Origin of the sequence: Enterococcus hulanensis (assembly GCF_005405485.1) — a bacterium.
Taxonomy (GTDB): Bacteria; Bacillota; Bacilli; order Lactobacillales; family Enterococcaceae; genus Enterococcus_A; species Enterococcus_A hulanensis.
Genome location: NZ_BJED01000012.1, coordinates 22,427 through 38,707, shown reverse-complemented (window position 1 = coordinate 38,707; position 16,281 = coordinate 22,427). Strand labels below are relative to the sequence as shown.

General features: G+C 41.5%; 17 protein-coding genes, 1 other RNA gene and 1 other annotated feature. Of the genes, 16 read left to right on the top strand and 2 right to left on the bottom strand.

Annotation, left to right across the window (positions count from 1 at the left end):
* Window positions 1–29: 29 nt before the first annotated feature.
* From ulaG to FFR60_RS13740, 11 genes are all read left to right on the top strand, one after another.
* Entirely contained in the window at window positions 30–1,097 is a 1,068-nt protein-coding gene (ulaG, locus tag FFR60_RS13790) for an L-ascorbate 6-phosphate lactonase (RefSeq protein ID WP_137664590.1), read from the top strand.
* Between the two features lie 16 nt (window positions 1,098–1,113).
* Window positions 1,114–1,572, top strand: a complete 459-nt coding sequence (locus FFR60_RS13785) for a PTS sugar transporter subunit IIA (protein ID WP_137664589.1) — start codon at window positions 1,114–1,116, stop codon at window positions 1,570–1,572.
* Between the two features lie 11 nt (window positions 1,573–1,583).
* On the top strand, window positions 1,584–3,074 hold the full coding sequence (gene ulaA / locus FFR60_RS13780; protein ID WP_088932790.1) for a PTS ascorbate transporter subunit IIC: 1,491 nt from the start codon (window positions 1,584–1,586) through the stop codon (window positions 3,072–3,074).
* A 36-nt stretch (window positions 3,075–3,110) separates the two neighbouring features.
* Entirely contained in the window at window positions 3,111–3,410 is a 300-nt protein-coding gene (locus tag FFR60_RS13775; protein ID WP_088932789.1) for a PTS sugar transporter subunit IIB, read from the top strand.
* 14 nt (window positions 3,411–3,424) lie between these two features.
* A complete protein-coding gene (locus FFR60_RS13770) occupies window positions 3,425–4,066 on the top strand; it encodes a 3-keto-L-gulonate-6-phosphate decarboxylase UlaD (RefSeq protein ID WP_137664588.1) in 642 nt (213 codons plus the stop codon).
* A gap of 1 nt (window position 4,067) precedes the next feature.
* A complete protein-coding gene (locus FFR60_RS13765) occupies window positions 4,068–4,928 on the top strand; it encodes an L-ribulose-5-phosphate 3-epimerase (protein ID WP_137664587.1) in 861 nt (286 codons plus the stop codon).
* A complete protein-coding gene (gene araD, locus FFR60_RS13760; protein ID WP_137664586.1) occupies window positions 4,918–5,631 on the top strand; it encodes an L-ribulose-5-phosphate 4-epimerase AraD in 714 nt (237 codons plus the stop codon). Before FFR60_RS13765 ends, araD begins: the two co-directional genes overlap by 11 nt.
* 130 nt (window positions 5,632–5,761) lie before the next feature.
* Window positions 5,762–6,004: a binding site (T-box leader), on the top strand.
* A 112-nt stretch (window positions 6,005–6,116) separates the two neighbouring features.
* Window positions 6,117–6,956, top strand: a complete 840-nt coding sequence (locus FFR60_RS13755) for an SAM hydrolase/SAM-dependent halogenase family protein (protein ID WP_137664585.1) — start codon at window positions 6,117–6,119, stop codon at window positions 6,954–6,956.
* Window positions 6,957–6,994: 38 nt separating this feature from the next.
* Window positions 6,995–7,546: an ECF-type riboflavin transporter substrate-binding protein gene (locus FFR60_RS13750; protein ID WP_137664584.1), complete on the top strand. Its 552-nt coding sequence runs from the start codon at window positions 6,995–6,997 to the stop codon at window positions 7,544–7,546.
* Window positions 7,547–7,562: 16 nt separating this feature from the next.
* Entirely contained in the window at window positions 7,563–9,257 is a 1,695-nt protein-coding gene (locus FFR60_RS13745) for an ABC transporter ATP-binding protein (RefSeq protein WP_137664583.1), read from the top strand.
* 83 nt (window positions 9,258–9,340) lie between these two features.
* Complete coding sequence (locus FFR60_RS13740) at window positions 9,341–10,174, top strand: energy-coupling factor transporter transmembrane component T family protein (RefSeq protein WP_137664582.1); 834 nt, start codon at window positions 9,341–9,343, stop codon at window positions 10,172–10,174.
* Between the two features lie 74 nt (window positions 10,175–10,248).
* On the opposite strand, the gene FFR60_RS13735 is transcribed toward FFR60_RS13740, so the two are convergent.
* Window positions 10,249–10,455, bottom strand: coding sequence for a DUF378 domain-containing protein (locus FFR60_RS13735; protein ID WP_088932781.1), 207 nt, complete (start codon window positions 10,453–10,455; stop codon window positions 10,249–10,251).
* 274 nt (window positions 10,456–10,729) lie between these two features.
* On the opposite strand from FFR60_RS13735, the gene allD reads away from it, so the two are divergent.
* The 3 genes from allD to FFR60_RS13720 all read left to right on the top strand — a co-directional run bounded on the left by allD (window position 10,730) and on the right by FFR60_RS13720 (window position 13,331).
* Window positions 10,730–11,779: an ureidoglycolate dehydrogenase gene (gene allD / locus FFR60_RS13730; protein WP_137664581.1), complete on the top strand. Its 1,050-nt coding sequence runs from the start codon at window positions 10,730–10,732 to the stop codon at window positions 11,777–11,779.
* 133 nt (window positions 11,780–11,912) lie between these two features.
* On the top strand, window positions 11,913–12,119 hold the full coding sequence (locus FFR60_RS13725; RefSeq protein ID WP_137664580.1) for a hypothetical protein: 207 nt from the start codon (window positions 11,913–11,915) through the stop codon (window positions 12,117–12,119).
* 252 nt (window positions 12,120–12,371) lie between these two features.
* Complete coding sequence (locus FFR60_RS13720; RefSeq protein WP_137664579.1) at window positions 12,372–13,331, top strand: alpha/beta hydrolase; 960 nt, start codon at window positions 12,372–12,374, stop codon at window positions 13,329–13,331.
* Window positions 13,332–13,502: 171 nt separating this feature from the next.
* Here FFR60_RS13720 and ssrA read toward each other — a convergent pair.
* Window positions 13,503–13,869, bottom strand: a transfer-messenger RNA (tmRNA) gene (gene ssrA / locus FFR60_RS13715).
* A 210-nt stretch (window positions 13,870–14,079) separates the two neighbouring features.
* Between ssrA and FFR60_RS13710 the strand changes: the two genes are divergently transcribed.
* Complete coding sequence (locus FFR60_RS13710) at window positions 14,080–14,802, top strand: winged helix-turn-helix domain-containing protein (RefSeq protein WP_137664578.1); 723 nt, start codon at window positions 14,080–14,082, stop codon at window positions 14,800–14,802.
* On the top strand, window positions 14,799–16,274 hold the full coding sequence (locus tag FFR60_RS13705) for an ATP-binding protein (protein WP_137664577.1): 1,476 nt from the start codon (window positions 14,799–14,801) through the stop codon (window positions 16,272–16,274). Before FFR60_RS13710 ends, FFR60_RS13705 begins: the two co-directional genes overlap by 4 nt.
* The last annotated feature ends 7 nt before the right edge of the window (window positions 16,275–16,281 follow it).

Genomic DNA, 16,281 nt, shown 5'->3' with positions numbered 1-16,281 from the left:
ATATCAAATTCATGTGAGGAGCAATTATAATGAGTAAACACGTTAACGAAGTATCGAAGGAAAGCTGGGTGTTGGATACATTTCCTGAATGGGGCACCTATTTAAATGAAGAAATCGAATCAGAAGATGTTCAAGAAGGCACCTTTGCCATGTGGTGGCTAGGTTGTACCGGTATTTGGCTAAAAAGTCATGAAGGAACGAATATCTTATGTGATTTGTGGTGTGGAACAGGCAAACGCAGTCATGGAGATGGTACGATGAAAAGAGGGCATCAAATGATGCGGATGAGCGGCGTACAAAAAATGCAGCCGAATTTACGAACTCAACCCTTCGTGATCGATCCTTTTGAAGTAAAAAATGTCGATGCGCTAGTAGTCACCCACATTCACTCGGATCATTTAGATATCAATACTGCGGCGGCCGTTCATCAAAATTGTCCTGAGGCTAAATTTGTCGGACCAAAAGAAGTCGTCAACACTTGGTTGAACTGGGGGATTCCGGAAGAAAAAACAATTATCGTCAAACCAGGCGATGAGGTCAAAATCAAAGACATCAATGTGGTGGCACTAGAAGCTTTCGACCGGACAGCTTTAGTAACTTGTGAAGATCCAGAAGTAACGTTAAAAGGAAAATTGCCTCAAGACATGAATCAAATCGCAGTAAACTATTTATTTGAAACATCCGGCGGCAATCTTTATCATGCAGGCGATTCACATTATTCAAACATGTTTGCTAAACACGGTAACGAACATAAAATCGATGTTTGTTTAGGAGCCTATGGCGAAAATCCACGAGGAATCACTGATAAAGTGACGTCAGTCGATATGCTGCGAATGGCTGAATCATTGAACGCGAAGGTAGTGATCCCTGTTCATTATGACATCTGGGCGAATTTCATGGCAGATCCAAAGGAAATCACTGAAATTTGGAATTTCAAAAAAGACCGCTTGAAGTATGAGTTTAAACCTTATATCTGGCAAGTAGGCGGAAAATTCACCTATCCAACAAACAAGGATGATCTTGAATTTAATTTCTATCGTGGTTTTGAAGATGCCTTTTCAATAGAAAACGACACCCCATTCCCATCATTCCTATAAAGAAAGGAGCAACAGCATGCTTAAATATTTTTTTGACAATGATCTGATCAACTATTCAGACAAAGAGATCACGGATTGGCGAGAGGCGATTGCGGAAAGCTGCCAATTATTAATGGGTAAAAAAATCATCGACCAAAACTATGTAGATGAAATCATTCGATGTGTAGAAGAGCACGGTCCTTATATTGTGATTGTTCCAGAAGTGGCGATGCCGCACTCATCAGAAGATAGTGAGGGTGTTTTTGGAACAGCTATCTCATTTACGAAAATGAAGCAGCCGATTCAATTTGAAAGTGAAGATGAAGAAAAATCTGCGGTATTATTCTTCACTTTAGCGGCGAAAAATGCCGAAGAACACATGGAAAATATTCAAAATTTGTCTGAATTATTGATGACGGAAGGATTAATCGAACGTCTCGTTGCTACGAAATCAATTGAAGATTATCAAACTGTGATGCAGGAGTTTAACTTATAGGAGGAAAAGTAATGGGTGACTTTTTGTTAAGTATTTGGACATATTTTGCAACGAACATTTTGACGCAGCCAGCATACCTAATTGGATTTATTGTACTGCTAGGCTACATTTTATTGAAAAGACCGCTTTATGAATGTGTCGCGGGATTTTTAAAGGCAACTGTCGGTTACTTTATTTTGTCTGTAGGTTCTGGAGGATTAGTTAATAATTTCCGTCCGATTTTAGTAGGATTAAAGGAACGCTTTAATTTGAATGCCATGGTAACGGACCCTTATTTTGGACAAAATGCAGTGGATGCCGGGTTGATGGAAACCTTTGGTCGGACATTTGGAGATGTCATGATTTTGCTATTGATCGCTTTTGTTATGAATATTTTATTGGTTCGTTTCCAAAAATACACAAAATTACGTTCGGTTTTCACCACGGGTAATGTACAAATTCAACAATCGGCTACGGCCTTTTGGATCTTGTTATTCTGTTTCCCTGATTTGGGCAGAATCCAGGTATTGATTTTTATGGGATTGATTCTTGGCTGTTACTGGGCAGTTGCTTCTAACTTAACAGTAGGAATTACACAAGAATTGACAGAGGGAGCTGGTTTTGCGGTAGCTCACCAACAAATGTTTGGGATCTTTATCTTCGCGAAGTTAGCGGAATGGATGAAAAAACGTGATGAGAAGAAAAATAAATCTGAGAAGATGGATAAAAAACTGGAGGACATGGAATTGCCAGGTTTCTTGTCGATCTTCAATGAAAACATGGTTGCTACTTCTTTATTGATGCTCTTCTTCTTTGGAATCATCCTATTGGTTTTAGGTCAGGATTATTTGATTCAAGCGGAATTCATGCAGGAAGGTCAAAGTTTCCTATTTTACATTATGACCACCTCGCTGAACTTTGCTGTATATCTAGCTATTTTACAATTAGGTGTTCGTACCTTCGTTGATGAGTTGACCCAGTCTTTCCAAGGGATCTCAAATACAATTTTACCAGGTGCGGTACCAGGGATCGATGTGGCTGCTACTTTTGGCTTTGGATCACCCAATGCTGTAACGGTCGGTTTCTTGTTTGGGGCTTTGGGTCAGTTCTTAATGATCGGCTTATTGATTCTACTAAAATCACCGACGATCGTAATTGCTGGTTTCATTCCGTTGTTCTTTGACAATGCGGTTATCGCCGTTTTTGCTAATAATCGTGGCGGCTTTAAGGCGGCTTGTCTCTTCCCGTTCCTTTCAGGACTTATTCAGGTTGGCGGCTCCGCGTTATTCGCAACTTGGATTGGTATGTCAAAATATGGCGGATACATTGGAATGTTTGACTGGGCAACTGCTTGGCCGGTGTTTACAGTTATTATGAAAGTTTTAGGTTATGTCGGAATTGCTGTTGTTGTTATTGGACTTTTGATTATTCCACAATTGCAATATCGGAAAAATCCAGATGGATACTTTATGATCGTTGATGACTATGAACAGTATGCAGAGAAATATCAGGAACAAAATTAAAAAAATAATTTTAGGAATTTTAAGGAGGAAATAAGAATGAGAATTTTAGTATCTTGCGCGAATGGATCAGGTACCAGCTTAATGATGATGAGAAGTGTTGAGAAAGCGATGAAGGAATTAAGTGTGCCAATCACAAAAATTCATCATTGCGCGATTTCTGAAGGGAAAAGTTCGGCGACTCAATATGATGTGGTCTTTACGCCAGTTAACTTCTTAAATATGTTTACCCAAGCTGAGAAAAAGGGCGTAACTGTTATCGGAATCAAAAATGTTATGTCCGCTAAAGAAATCGGCGAGAAATTCGCAGAATCAGAATTGTATCAAAAAACTAAGTAAAAGAGGAATTCAAGATGAGTAGACCGAACTTACAAATTGCACTAGACCACAATGATTTAGAGCATGCGTTAGCCGATGTTTTTAAGGTAGGCGCTATCGTTGATATTATTGAAGTGGGAACGATCCTGTGTTTGCAGGAAGGGCAAAAGGCAATCCGCTGTATTCGCGGGATGTATCCTGAGAAAAAATTAGTTGCGGATACGAAATGTGCCGATGCTGGCGGGACCGTCGCGAAAAATGTGGCGGATGCTGGAGCCGATTTTATGACGGTCATTTGCTGCGCGACACTTCCAACGATGGAAGCAGCAAAAAAAGAGGTGGAAGAATTACAGGTCGAGCTTTATGGCGAGTGGACGTATGAACAGGCTGCGGCTTGGCGGAAGATCGGAATCAAACAAGCCATTTATCATCAAAGCCGCGATGCGCTATTATCTGGTGAAACTTGGGGTGAAAAAGATCTCTCAAAAGTTAAAAAGTTGATTGAAATGGGCTTTAATGTTTCGGTGACTGGCGGTTTGGATGTCGATACGTTGAAATTATTTGCCGGAATCGATGTTTACACCTTTATTACAGGTCGCGGAATTACAGCAGCGGATGATCCAGTCAAAGCTGCGCAAAATTTCAAAGATGAGATTATTCGTATTTGGGGGCAGTAGCATGGCTCAAATCGGAATTTACGAAAAAGCATTACCAAAAGATATTTCATGGAAAGAACGATTTTCGCTAGTAAAGGAAATGGGCTTTGATTTTATTGAAATGTCGATTGATGAGACGGATGAGCGGCTAGCCCGCTTGGATTGGTCTGAAGCAAAGATCGCTGCGTTGAGAAATGATATGTTTAACACTGGTGTGCGAATCAACTCTATTTGTTTAAGCGGTCATCGACGGTTTCCTTTTGGCTCTGCTGATCCGGAAAAACAAAAAGCGGCGAAAGAAATCATGGGAAAAGCGATTCAATTGGCACACAAATTAAGTATCAAAGTGATCCAAGTCGCTGGCTATGATGTGTATTATGAAGAGAAATCAATGAATTCCAGAGAGGATTTTATCGAAGGCATGAAGGAAAGCGTGAAGGAAGCATCGAAATATGGCGTGATTCTTTCCATTGAGATCATGGATGATCCCTTCATGAATTCCATCTCAAAATTTCTAGAGATCAAAGAACAAATTCATTCACCTTATCTTCAAGTCTATCCAGACTTAGGAAATTTATCTGCTTGGCCGGAAAATGATCCAGCTAGGGAGTTAGAAAAAGGCATCGACTGCATCACTTCGATCCATTTAAAGGATACGTATCCTGTGACAGAAGAATCTAGCGGACAATTTAGAGATGTGCCTTTTGGAAAAGGCTGTGTTGATTTTCTAGGACTCTTGAGGAATCTAAAGCGCTTAGATTATGATGGGACTTTTTTGATTGAAATGTGGAGCGAAAAGAGTCAAGATTTCCAATCAGAGATTCAGCAGGCAAAAAATTATCTATATTCAAAATTAGAGGAGGCAGGCTACGATGTCGCGTGAAGAAATCATTGCAGCAATGAAACAACGAGTCTTTGAAGCAAATTTAGAACTGCCTCAATATGGTTTAGTCAAACTGACCTGGGGCAATGTTAGCGAGATCAATCGTGATCTGGGTGTTATCGTAATCAAGCCCAGCGGTGTGAATTATGAAACGATGCAGGCAGACCAAATGGTCGTAACAGATTTGACTGGAAAAGTATTAGCTGAAGACAGTCTGAACCCTTCATCCGATTTGCCGACTCATGTCGTTTTATACCAAGCATTTGAACAAGTGAATGCCATTGTGCACACTCATTCAACAAATTCGGTGATGTGGGCACAGGCAGGACGTGATCTGCCAGCTTATGGAACGACACATGCAGATGCTTTCTACGGAAAAATTCCCTGTACGCGTCAATTGACTGAAGCAGAGGTCATGGAGGCGTATGAAATCAATACGGGACATGTGATTGTTGAGACCTTCAAGGAAAGAGCGTTAAAGGCAAATGAAGTTCCGGGAGTATTAGTTTATGGGCACGGGCCTTTTACTTGGGGCGAGACACCAATGAAGGCAGTGGAAAATAGTCTGATTTTAGATGAAATCTGTTTAATGGCGAAGGAAAATGAACAAATCAATCCCGACATCTGTGAGATTCCGCAGTATTTATTGGATAAACACTATTATCGTAAACACGGTGAGCACGCTTATTATGGACAAGGCTAAAAATTGTTGAGTTTCAATAAATTGATTTCTAGAAAATAGACTATAAGAAATAGGAAGAGATTATTTAAAGGGTGAGCGTCTGTTCGCCATTGACAAGTTGAAACTTCTCTGCTATTTTATTAGAAATCGATGAAACGCGATGAAAAAGAAAGTAGAGTAAGTATCTTTGCTAAAGAGAGTTCCCGTTTGGTGAGAGGGAATGCAGATGAGTTACTTGAAAATGGCTTTTGAGCGGATTTCCCGAATGTTTAAGGAAATACGGATGCCCCCGTTAACAAGGCACGGTCTCCAAAAAATTTTTGGGTACTGATTGAGGTGGAATCTGTGAGGATTTTACGATTAAAGGTGGTAACGCATGTCTAATGCCCTTAGCAATTTATTTTGCTGAGGGCATTTTTTGTGTCTGCTTTTAATATATGGGATGACGATCCCAATGAAAGGTCCAAACAGAGTATCTTAAAGAACAATTGGAAGGTGGAAGATTTATGGCAGGATTTTTAGTGGTACAAACGGATTTTGGGTTACAGGATGGCGCGGTCAATGCGATGTATGGAGTGGCTTACCAGGTCGAACCGACCTTGAATATCAATAATTTAACGCATGAGATCGAGCCTTACAATATTCATGACGCAAGCTATCGTTTATTACAGGCGGTTACGTATTGGCCTGCAGGCACTGTTTTTGTTTCGGTGGTTGATCCTGGTGTAGGATCAACGCGGCGCAGTGTCGTGGCGGAGCTGAAGGATGGTCAATATGTGATTACGCCGGATAATGGCACATTGACTTATTTGGCACAGTATGTAGGAATTAAGGAAGTGCGTCAAATTGATGAGGAGTCTCAGCGGTTGCCGGGATCATCAGAGAGTCATACATTCCATGGACGTGATGTTTATGTTTATAACGGCGCTCGTTTAGCCAGCGGAAAGGTTGCTTTTGCTGAATTGGGTACGATTATTCCAGCTAGCGAATTGGTTACTTTCTCATTGATTGCTCCATTGCAGAATGAAAATAAGATCAGCGGAACGATCGATATCACCGATATTCGCTTTGGTTCGCTATGGACGAACATTCCCGTCGGATTTTTCAAAAATTGGCAGGTTGAATATGGACAAAGCCTGCTAGTAAAAATATACTATCAAGGTGTGGTCCGTTATCAAGACGAGGTTGTCTTCGGACGTTCCTTCGCTCAAGTAGCTCCGAAAGAAGCAGTATTATATATTAATTCATTATTAAATGTTGGTTTAGGGATCAATCTGGATTCATTTTCTGCCGTGTATAAAATTGGAACCGGCAATGATTGGACGATCGAACTGACTAAAGTTTAGGAATAAAGCACTTATAAAATGAAACGGGGTAGAAAATTATGAACAAAAAATTTACGGTAAAACACATTGTAGCAATCGGTATCGGCGCGGCGGTCTTCTTTATTTTGAAACGATTTGTGACGATTCCTACTGGGATTCCAAATACTGATATCGCAACGGCGTATCCATTCTTAGCTTTATTAGGCGTAGTCTATGGTCCTATCGTAGCTGGGTTAGCTGGATTTATCGGACATGCGCTAGGAGATTTGACGACATATGGTGCGTGGTGGTCATGGATAGTGGCTTCTGGGATTTTAGGTGTGTTCTTCGGGTTATTGGCAAAACGTATCCCGATCGAGGAAGGTATTTTTGGTAAAAAGGAAATCGTGACATTTTTAGTTGGCGAAACGATCGCTAATTTGGTAACGTGGGTGGTAATCGCTCCAATCGGTGATATTTTGATTTATGCAGAAGCACCAAGCAAGGTCTTTACGCAAGGTGTCGTTGCCGGGATCACAAATTCAGTTGTAACTGGAATTATTGGTTTTATTCTATTAAAAGCATACGCACAGACCAAAACGAAAAAAGGCAGTTTAAATAAAGAAGCTTAGAACGTGAGGATATAAAATGATCGAGTTTCGTGATTTTACATTTCAATACGATAGCCAAGCCGAACCTACGTTGAAAAAGATCAATCTGTCCATCAAGCAGGGAGAGAAGATTTTGATCATGGGCCCCAGCGGCTCAGGCAAATCAACTTTGGGAAAATGTCTAAATGGGATTATCCCGCAAAATGAAGAGGGAAACTTTACCGGCAGTTTGACTATCAATAAGAAAAAATTTAGTGAAGCATCAATTTATGATCTTTCGCTGGATGTTGGTACGGTGTTGCAGGACACAGATAGTCAATTTGTCGGCTTGACGGTGGCTGAAGACATCGCCTTTTCGCTGGAAAATGAAATGGTGGAGCAGGCAGAAATGCGGGAAGCCGTGAATTACTGGTCAGAAAAGACCAATCTGCTGGCTCAGCTTGAAAAACGTCCGCAGGATCTTTCGGGCGGACAAAAGCAGCGGGTGACGATGGCGGGTGTCTTGATTGATGAAACACCGATTCTTTTGTTCGATGAGCCTTTAGCTAATCTTGATCCGCAAACAGGTTATGAAGCAATCCAAATGATCGATCAATTGTATCAGTCGCAAAAATTCACGACGATTATTATTGAACATCGTTTGGAAGAAGTGCTGGCGGCACCGATCGATCGGGTCATTTTGATGGATGAAGGAAGGATCATCGCGGACATGACTCCTACTGACTTGCTGAAAAGTGAACTGCTGGCTGAGTATGGCATTCGCGAGCCGCTTTATATTTCTGCTTTAAAACGTGCAGGGATTTCATTGGATAATTTTCACGATCTGACGCAGGTTGATCAATTAGTTTCACCTGAAATAGCATCGGCATTGGCGAAATCGCAGGGAGAGTTCAAGCCTGCACCTTCGAAGGAAGCATCACTATTGACCTTGAATAAGCTTTCCTTTGGCTTTGGTGATGAAATGGTCATTAAAGAAATCGATCTTACTCTATATCAAGGGGAGATGGTCAGCCTAGTAGGGCATAATGGTGCCGGAAAATCCACACTGTCCAATCTGATTACAGGGTTCTATCCTTTACAGACAGGGGACCTTTTGTGGAAGGGCCAATCGATCGCAAACGAAAGTATCAAAGAACGGGCAGACAAAATCGGCTATGTACTGCAAAACAGCAATCAAATGCTTTCAAAGAATATGATTTTCGAAGAAGTTGCGCTTGGGTTAGAAAATCGCGGCGTTGATTCGGATACGATTCAAGAGAAAGTTTTTGAAACCTTAAAGGTCTGTGGACTTTATGAATTTCGGAATTGGCCGATTTCTGCCTTGAGTCATGGTCAAAAGCGCCGAGTGGCAATTGCGGCGATTTTAGTGCTGGAGCCGGAATTACTGATTCTTGATGAACCGACGGCGGGACAAGATTATTATCACTACAATGAAATGATGACCTTTTTGCGGAAGCTGAATCAGCGGGGAATCACGATCTTGATGATTACCCACGATATGCATTTGATGCTTGAGCATACGCAGCGCACGCTTGTTTTAAAAGAAGGACAGATCATCGCGGATGCGACACCTGCCAACGTTTTATCCTCAGCAGAGCTAGTGGCATCGGCAAGTTTGCGGGAGACTAGTCTTTATCGCTTGGCAGAAAATAATCATTTGGCGGATGCGACTGGTTTTGTGTCAGCATTTATCCAACATGAGGATGGCAGTTCCGCTGTTCATAATAATTAGAAAACTTTAGTGGAACGATAGACGTGGTGAGAAAAAAATGTATTTTAGTAAAATACATCATTACTGCGAATTAGGAGGGACTTATGGCGGGCAACAATCTAATCGGCTATCTGCCGAAAAAAACGCCGAACCATCAACTTAGCGGCTTTACAAAATTATTATGCTTTTTAATGATCTCAGTGGTGGGGATGATTTCTTACGATACGCGCTTTTTGCTGGGGTTGGCAATCATTTCTGTGATTCTTTTTCGAACAGCGAAAATCAGTTATCGCGAGATTTCTTTTGTGGTGGAATTTATCGCCTTCTTTTCGCTCTTGAATCTGCTGACGGTTTATTTGTTTGCGCCGGAATATGGTGTGACGATCTATGGAACACGTCATGTGATTTTTGAGGGGATCGGCCGCTATACGCTGACGCAGGAGCAGCTGTTTTATGAGTTTAATCTGCTGATCAAATATTTTGTAACGATTCCGCCAGGCTTGATCTTTATTTTGACTACGAATCCTAGTGAACTGGCGTCAAGTATTCATCGGGTGGGCGGCTCTTACAAGATCGCTTATGCATTTTCTTTGGCGCTGCGTTACATTCCAGATATTCAGGAGGATTTTCGAACGATCTCCAAGGCGCAGCAGGCTCGCGGCAATGAGCTTTCTAAAAAGGCTTCCTTGATGAAACGAGTGCGGGGAAATTTGACGATCGCGATTCCGTTGATTTTTTCCAGTTTGGAGCGGATTGAGACAATTTCTTCAGCGATGGAGCTGCGTCGCTTCGGTAAGAAAAAAGGACGGACGTGGCTGTTGGCTAAACCATTGAAGCCGAACGATTATTTAGCTTTACTGCTGGTAATTCTTTTGTGTTCGACGGGAATCTTTTTATTGTTCGTTAACGGCGGACGCTTTTATAATCCATTTCGCTAAAAAACGAAGCTCTCTAGCTTGAATAGAGGGCTTCGTTTTTCTTTATATATTGAACAAATTGCAGATCAATGTACTTATTCAGCGCGATTTGCAATCCCTGGGATAAATTTCAAACAGTAAAGAGCACATATTCCGACAACGATGTAGATGATCTTCGCAAGAATCGCTGTACTTCCGCCAGATATTGCTGCAACTAAATCATATTCAAAAAGACCTACTAATAACCAATTAATTCCACCGATAATCAACAAGACAAGCGCGATAATATCTAGGTATTTCATCTGTAACCCCTCCCTTCTGATTGGTCTAACAGTACCATAATTGTAATTCTCGCCATATTCATCTGCTCATAATACGAAATTTTTTATTTTATCAGACGAAAAACAGTCTTAATCTTATGAGAGGCGGTGACTTTTCAGTTAGTGCTGAGTAAAACTGACAATTTCTTTTTGTTTTTTGTGCACAATAGCTAGTGTGAATACGCTGGGGAACGCTTACTCTATAGATGTAAAAGTTTGTGAGGAAAGTAAAAATAAGAAGGAAAAGGTGAAAAACATGAGAGTTACAAAAGCAGAATTGCATCAATTGATCCAAGACAAAATCCATCAAGCTGGTCTATCAGAAGAGCAGGCGGGAATCGTCAGCGATGTGTTGACTTTTGCCGACGCAAGAGGGATTCATTCTCACGGAGCGATGCGGGTGGAATATTATTCAGAGCGAATCGCTAAGGGCGGAATTACTCAGGAGCCTCAATTCAAATTCGAGAAGACTGGACCAAGCTGCGGAATTTTTGAGGGAGACAATGGTTCCGGCTTTGTTGCTGCGGAAAAGGCGATGGATCATGCGATCGACATTGCAAAGGAAACAGGTGTGGCTGTTATTGGCGTCAGAAATATTTCTCATAGCGGAGCTTTGGCATATTATGTGGAAAGAGCGGCTGAAAAAGACATGGTAGCAGTCTCGGTCTGCCAATCCGATCCAATGGTAGTGCCTTTCGGAGGCAGCGAACCATTTTTCGGGACGAATCCGATCGCTTTTGCAGCACCAAGTAATGATGAACGGATCATCACTTTTGATATGGCAACGACGGTTCAGGCGTGGGGGAAAATTTTGCACGCTCGTTCTCGTAAGGAATCAATTCCAGATACTTGGGCGGTGGACGAACAAGGGAATCCTACGACCGATTCGACAAAAGTAAATGCGTTACTGCCAATTGCTGGTGCTAAGGGGTATGGCTTGATGATGATGGTCGATGTCTTATCTGGCGTGCTGCTGGGTGTGCCATTTGGCAAACACGTGTCGTCAATGTATCATGATCTTTCGAAGGGAAGAGAATTAGGGCAATTGCATATTGTGATCAATCCTGAATTTTTCGTCGGGTTGGATACATTTAAACAGACCATCTCAACAATGCTGGACGAACTGAAAGCCGTCACGCCAAGTGCGGGCTTCAAAGAAGTGAATTATCCTGGCGAACGAGGAAGAATGCGTGAGAAAAATTATGAGGAAAACGGAATTGAGATCGTTGATGATATTTATCAATACTTAATCAGCGATGCAATTCATTACAATCGCTACGACCATAAGAATAAATTTGCTGAATAATCACCGGGACTGATTCACGGGCTAATTCATTTAATTAATAAAGCAAACTTTTTTTCAATAAATGAATCGATTTTTTGCTCCAACGCGTATAATGGAGATGAGAGAGTCAAGTTATTGAAAGGGAGCGAGCAGAATGTTGAATCCATTTATCAATGCCGGCTTGGAAGTTGCCTTAAAAGAACTTTTCAGCGATCATGTCATGACGGAACAAGTCTATCCTGCAGTCGCCACCGATGTCCGCAAAGAACGTTTAATTCTCTACGTTTACCCTGACCACTTGAAATTTGTTTTTGTCGACCAAGAACAGGAAGCCTTAGAACAAGCAGAACAGCATAGTTGATCTTGCTTTGATCCTATAGGAAAATAGATAAACAGAAAGAATATGATTCAGTTTAAAAGCTGAGCATATTCTTTTTTAATGTTAGAAATTTTTTCATTTAACAGGATTGAGCTTGAACTTTTTCAAATCGCGGAAATGAACATAAATCAAATGATTTTTGCATATAGTGAAGAGTAAGATGGTATCGTATGCTTAAGGCATAATGTTGAAAGCGCATTCTTTATTTTCGGAAATATTTAGGAGGAAGAGAAAATGAAAATAGAAACCATTCAATTAAACGGAAAGAAGCCTCGGGTCACGTTAACCGCCTATCTTTTAGACGACTCTCCTGAAATGCTGAAAGGAAAGGCACGACCGGCAGTGATTATTTGTCCGGGAGGCGGCTATTTCAGCTGTTCTGATCGAGAAGCTGAACCTGTGGCTCTTCAATTTGCGATGATGGGCTATCACGCGTTCGTTTTAAAATACACGACCTATTCAGAAGCTGGAATGGGTCTGCCGGATTTGTCAAAACCATTGGCAGTCAAAGAGGAGACTCTTTATCCTACTCAGATAAGAGAATTGGGAGAGGCGATGCTTTTAATCAAAAAGCACGCTCAAGAATGGAAAGTAGATGCGAAGCGAATCGCTGTATGCGGCTTTTCGGCTGGCGGGCATAATGCCGCTTTGTATGCGACGAGCTGGAATAAGCCGGTTTTAACCGAGTTCTTCGATACGGCGCCTGAAGAATTACGCCCCGCGTGTGTAATCTTGGGTTATCCGTTGACAGATTATGTCTATTTGCAAAAAGAAATTGCCAATAAGCAAAATCCAATGGATGCCGCTTTTATGAAAGCCTCGAATGTCGCATTTTTGGGAAAAGAAGAACCGGAGCGAGCTTTATTAGAAATGGCTAGTCCAGTCTATCAAGTGGATGAGCAAACGCCGCCGGTTTTTGTTTGGGCCACAGGCGCAGATCCTTTGGTTTCATCGACCCATTCCTTGAAGCTTGCAGAGAAGTTAGCAGAAAATCAGGTGCCGTATGAATTGCATATTTTTGCTGAGGGCGGACACGGTTTAAGCTTGGCAACGCAGGCTAGCAGTGAGGCCGCTTCACAAATAAATCCGGCTGTTAGCAGATGGACAGAATTATGCAGTACGTGGTTAGAAAAATATTTCGAACTGCCGCTGTCGGAACAAACCGCCATTGAACAAATGCAAAAAAAGAAATAGATTGATGTATAAAACAGCTTGATATTCTAAATTAAGTGATTGTTCACCATAAGAAGAGTGAGTATGTTTGAAATAAAGTACATTTAAAGCTGGCGTTCGTAATCTACTTTTATTAAATTTGAAATATACAAAAAAGCCAAACCGCTGATTATTCAACGTTTTGGCTTTTCTTAATGGAGCTGGCGGGAGTCGAACCCGCGTCCAAACACTTCGCTACCTAAAAATCTACGCTCATAGTCATACTATTTAAATTTCGCTTTGTCCTCTGCCGCATGACAGGCCGCAGACATTGCTAGTCTGATGAGCTCTTTTTCAACTTGCAGACGGAAAGTTGAAACGTATCCCACTAATTTTGAGACCCTTACTTGAGCACATGGGCGATACCAAGAGGATCTACGCTAACTGTTTTTAGGCAGCTAAAGCGTAAGAGTTATTGTTGTTTTTAGCAGTTATATTTAACTGTAACGTTTTTACGTAGACGTAACCTACGAAGCGCAATTCAGGCTCGAACCATGCCTGTCGAATCCGTAACAGCCCCTTGATAAATATTTTTGTTGCAGAAGAAAGTATACCATTCCGTTATAAAAAATGCAAAGAAGTACACGAGTAATGAAGATTTTACTCCTCAGCTTAGGAAAGATTGAAGAAAAAACAAATTGTTAGTGAAGATATGGGTAAGGTAATGGTTCAAAAAAATGAAATAGAGTATACTTAGAATGAGAATCAGATGATATCAGGGGGTTAGAGTATGAATATTTTAATGATTGAAGACAATGAGTCCGTTTCTGAGATGATGCAAATGTTTTTCTTGAACGAAGGTTGGGAAGCGGAATTTAAATACGATGGGAAAGAAGGGCTGGATGCCTTCAAAGCGGACCCGGAAAAATGGGATATGATCACGCTTGATCTGAACTTGCCAAGTATGGACGGCATGGAAGTCGGCCGTGAGATCCGCAAAATCTCTAAAACAGTGCCGATCATCATGTTGACGGCCAGAGATTCTGAAAGTGACCAGGTCATCGGTCTGGAAATGGGTGCCGATGATTATGTTACCAAGCCATTCTCACCATTAACGTTGATTGCGCGGATCAAAGCTTTGCATCGTCGCAGCGAATTAACGTCTGAACCGCAAAATGAAACGGTGACCAGCAATGAAAGTTTTGATATCCAAACGGATCATTTCAAGATGAATTTGAAAACACGGGAAGCCTATCTGGATGGTAAGACGATTGAAGGTTTGACGCCTAAGGAATTTGATCTGCTATACACGATGGCGAAAAAACCACGTCAAGTATTTACACGTGAACAGTTATTAGAATTAGTCTGGGACTATCAATATTTTGGTGATGAGCGGACAGTTGATGCCCATATCAAAAAATTGCGTCAAAAAATCGAAAAGGTTGGTTCGCAGGTGATCCAAACTGTCTGGGGTGTCGGCTACAAGTTTGACGATACCGAGGTTGGTCGATGAAATACCTTTATCAACAATTGCTGGCTTTTGGCGGGTTGATTTTGCTGATTCTATTAACATTGGGACTGTCTTTTACCCAGTTCACACGTAAGACCTTAGAGGATAATAACTACAAAGAATTATTTGGTTATGCGGAATCTATGGAAAAAAACAATCTTTCTTTGAGTCGGGATATTCGCTTTGAAGGGATGTCCAGCAATGAGATATTTCAATTTGCGATTCGTGTCACTGAGTCCAGTTTGAATCAGCAGGATGTTTCCTTTGTTTTCATTGATAAGGACAGAAAGGTTCAGTATCCTGAAGAAACGGGAGAAGTAAATCAGCATTTAGTCAGTGATGAACAATGGAAGGCATTGAAGGCTGGGCAGCAGCAAAAAGTGACCAGCTCAAAAAATGTGATGGGGCAAAATCAAACGACCTCGTATGCGATGGTACCCTTTTTCACTGACGAGGTTTTCTTTGGCGTATTATTAGTCAGCCAACCGGCGATGAACGTTGAGACGAGTGTCAATTCGATCGTCGCTGATCTGTTCAAGGCGTTTATCATTGCCTCGATCATCGCCATTATTGTCAGCTATTTCTTCGCAACGCAACAGGTGAAACGGATCAATCGGATGCGCTCGGCGACGAAGGAAGTAGCGATGGGAAATTTTGATGTTATCGTTCCTAATCGCAATCGTGATGAATTTGACGATTTGGCGGAGGACTTTAATAAGATGACGATCTCATTGAAAGAGTCGCAGGATGAGATCGAACGGCAAGAAGAACGCAGGAAGCAGTTTATGGCGGATGCCTCTCACGAGATGCGTACACCGTTAACAACCATCAATGGTTTGCTGGAAGGGATGCAGTATAATGCGATTCCAGAAAACCAACGAGAGAAAGCTATCAAGCTGATGCAAAATGAAACGTCTCGCTTGATTCGATTAGTGAATGAGAACTTGGATTATGAAAAGATCCGAACCAATCAAATCACTGTTCTTTTACAGAAATTCAACGCAACTGAAGCGGTTGCTACCTTGGTTTCTCAATTGCAGGGTAAAGCAGAAGCTTCCAATGATCGCTTGATTTTAGAAACGGACGAGGCGATCGATGTGTATGCTGATTATGATCGCTTTGTTCAAGTGATGGTGAACTTGATTCAAAATGCGATTCAGTTTACCAAGGATGGTACGATTACCGTAGCGATCGCTAAACTGGATCAGGCTACAGAGATCAAAATATCCGATACGGGTATCGGGATGACCGAAGATCAGGTGAAGAATATTTGGGATCGCTACTATAAAGCCGATCCATCCAGAAAAAATACTAAATATGGCGAGTCTGGCTTAGGTTTGTCGATCGTACAAGAATTAGTACGTTTGCACAATGGAACGATCGAAGTTGAGAGTGAACTAAATAAAGGAACGACCTTCACTGTCGTCTTTCCAGATAAGCCTGAAAAAATAGCAGAGACAGAAAAAGAAGCGTAAAACCATT

Excerpts from the sequence above, each read along its gene's own strand:
- FFR60_RS13750 (WP_137664584.1), top strand. The coding sequence starts at position 6,995 with ATGAACAAAAAATTTACGGTAAAACACATTGTAGCAATCGGTATCGGC.
- FFR60_RS13740 (WP_137664582.1), top strand. The coding sequence starts at position 9,341 with ATGGCGGGCAACAATCTAATCGGCTATCTGCCGAAAAAAACGCCGAAC.
- FFR60_RS13785 (WP_137664589.1), top strand. The coding sequence starts at position 1,114 with ATGCTTAAATATTTTTTTGACAATGATCTGATCAACTATTCAGACAAA.
- ulaA (WP_088932790.1), top strand. The coding sequence starts at position 1,584 with ATGGGTGACTTTTTGTTAAGTATTTGGACATATTTTGCAACGAACATT.
- FFR60_RS13720 (WP_137664579.1), top strand. The coding sequence starts at position 12,372 with ATGAAAATAGAAACCATTCAATTAAACGGAAAGAAGCCTCGGGTCACG.
- FFR60_RS13755 (WP_137664585.1), top strand. The coding sequence starts at position 6,117 with ATGGCAGGATTTTTAGTGGTACAAACGGATTTTGGGTTACAGGATGGC.
- araD (WP_137664586.1), top strand. The coding sequence starts at position 4,918 with ATGTCGCGTGAAGAAATCATTGCAGCAATGAAACAACGAGTCTTTGAA.
- FFR60_RS13765 (WP_137664587.1), top strand. The coding sequence starts at position 4,068 with ATGGCTCAAATCGGAATTTACGAAAAAGCATTACCAAAAGATATTTCA.
- FFR60_RS13725 (WP_137664580.1), top strand. The coding sequence starts at position 11,913 with ATGTTGAATCCATTTATCAATGCCGGCTTGGAAGTTGCCTTAAAAGAA.
- FFR60_RS13735 (WP_088932781.1), bottom strand. The coding sequence starts at position 10,455 with ATGAAATACCTAGATATTATCGCGCTTGTCTTGTTGATTATCGGTGGA.
- FFR60_RS13770 (WP_137664588.1), top strand. The coding sequence starts at position 3,425 with ATGAGTAGACCGAACTTACAAATTGCACTAGACCACAATGATTTAGAG.
- FFR60_RS13745 (WP_137664583.1), top strand. The coding sequence starts at position 7,563 with ATGATCGAGTTTCGTGATTTTACATTTCAATACGATAGCCAAGCCGAA.
- allD (WP_137664581.1), top strand. The coding sequence starts at position 10,730 with ATGAGAGTTACAAAAGCAGAATTGCATCAATTGATCCAAGACAAAATC.
- FFR60_RS13775 (WP_088932789.1), top strand. The coding sequence starts at position 3,111 with ATGAGAATTTTAGTATCTTGCGCGAATGGATCAGGTACCAGCTTAATG.
- ulaG (WP_137664590.1), top strand. The coding sequence starts at position 30 with ATGAGTAAACACGTTAACGAAGTATCGAAGGAAAGCTGGGTGTTGGAT.
- FFR60_RS13705 (WP_137664577.1), top strand. The coding sequence starts at position 14,799 with ATGAAATACCTTTATCAACAATTGCTGGCTTTTGGCGGGTTGATTTTG.
- FFR60_RS13710 (WP_137664578.1), top strand. The coding sequence starts at position 14,080 with ATGAATATTTTAATGATTGAAGACAATGAGTCCGTTTCTGAGATGATG.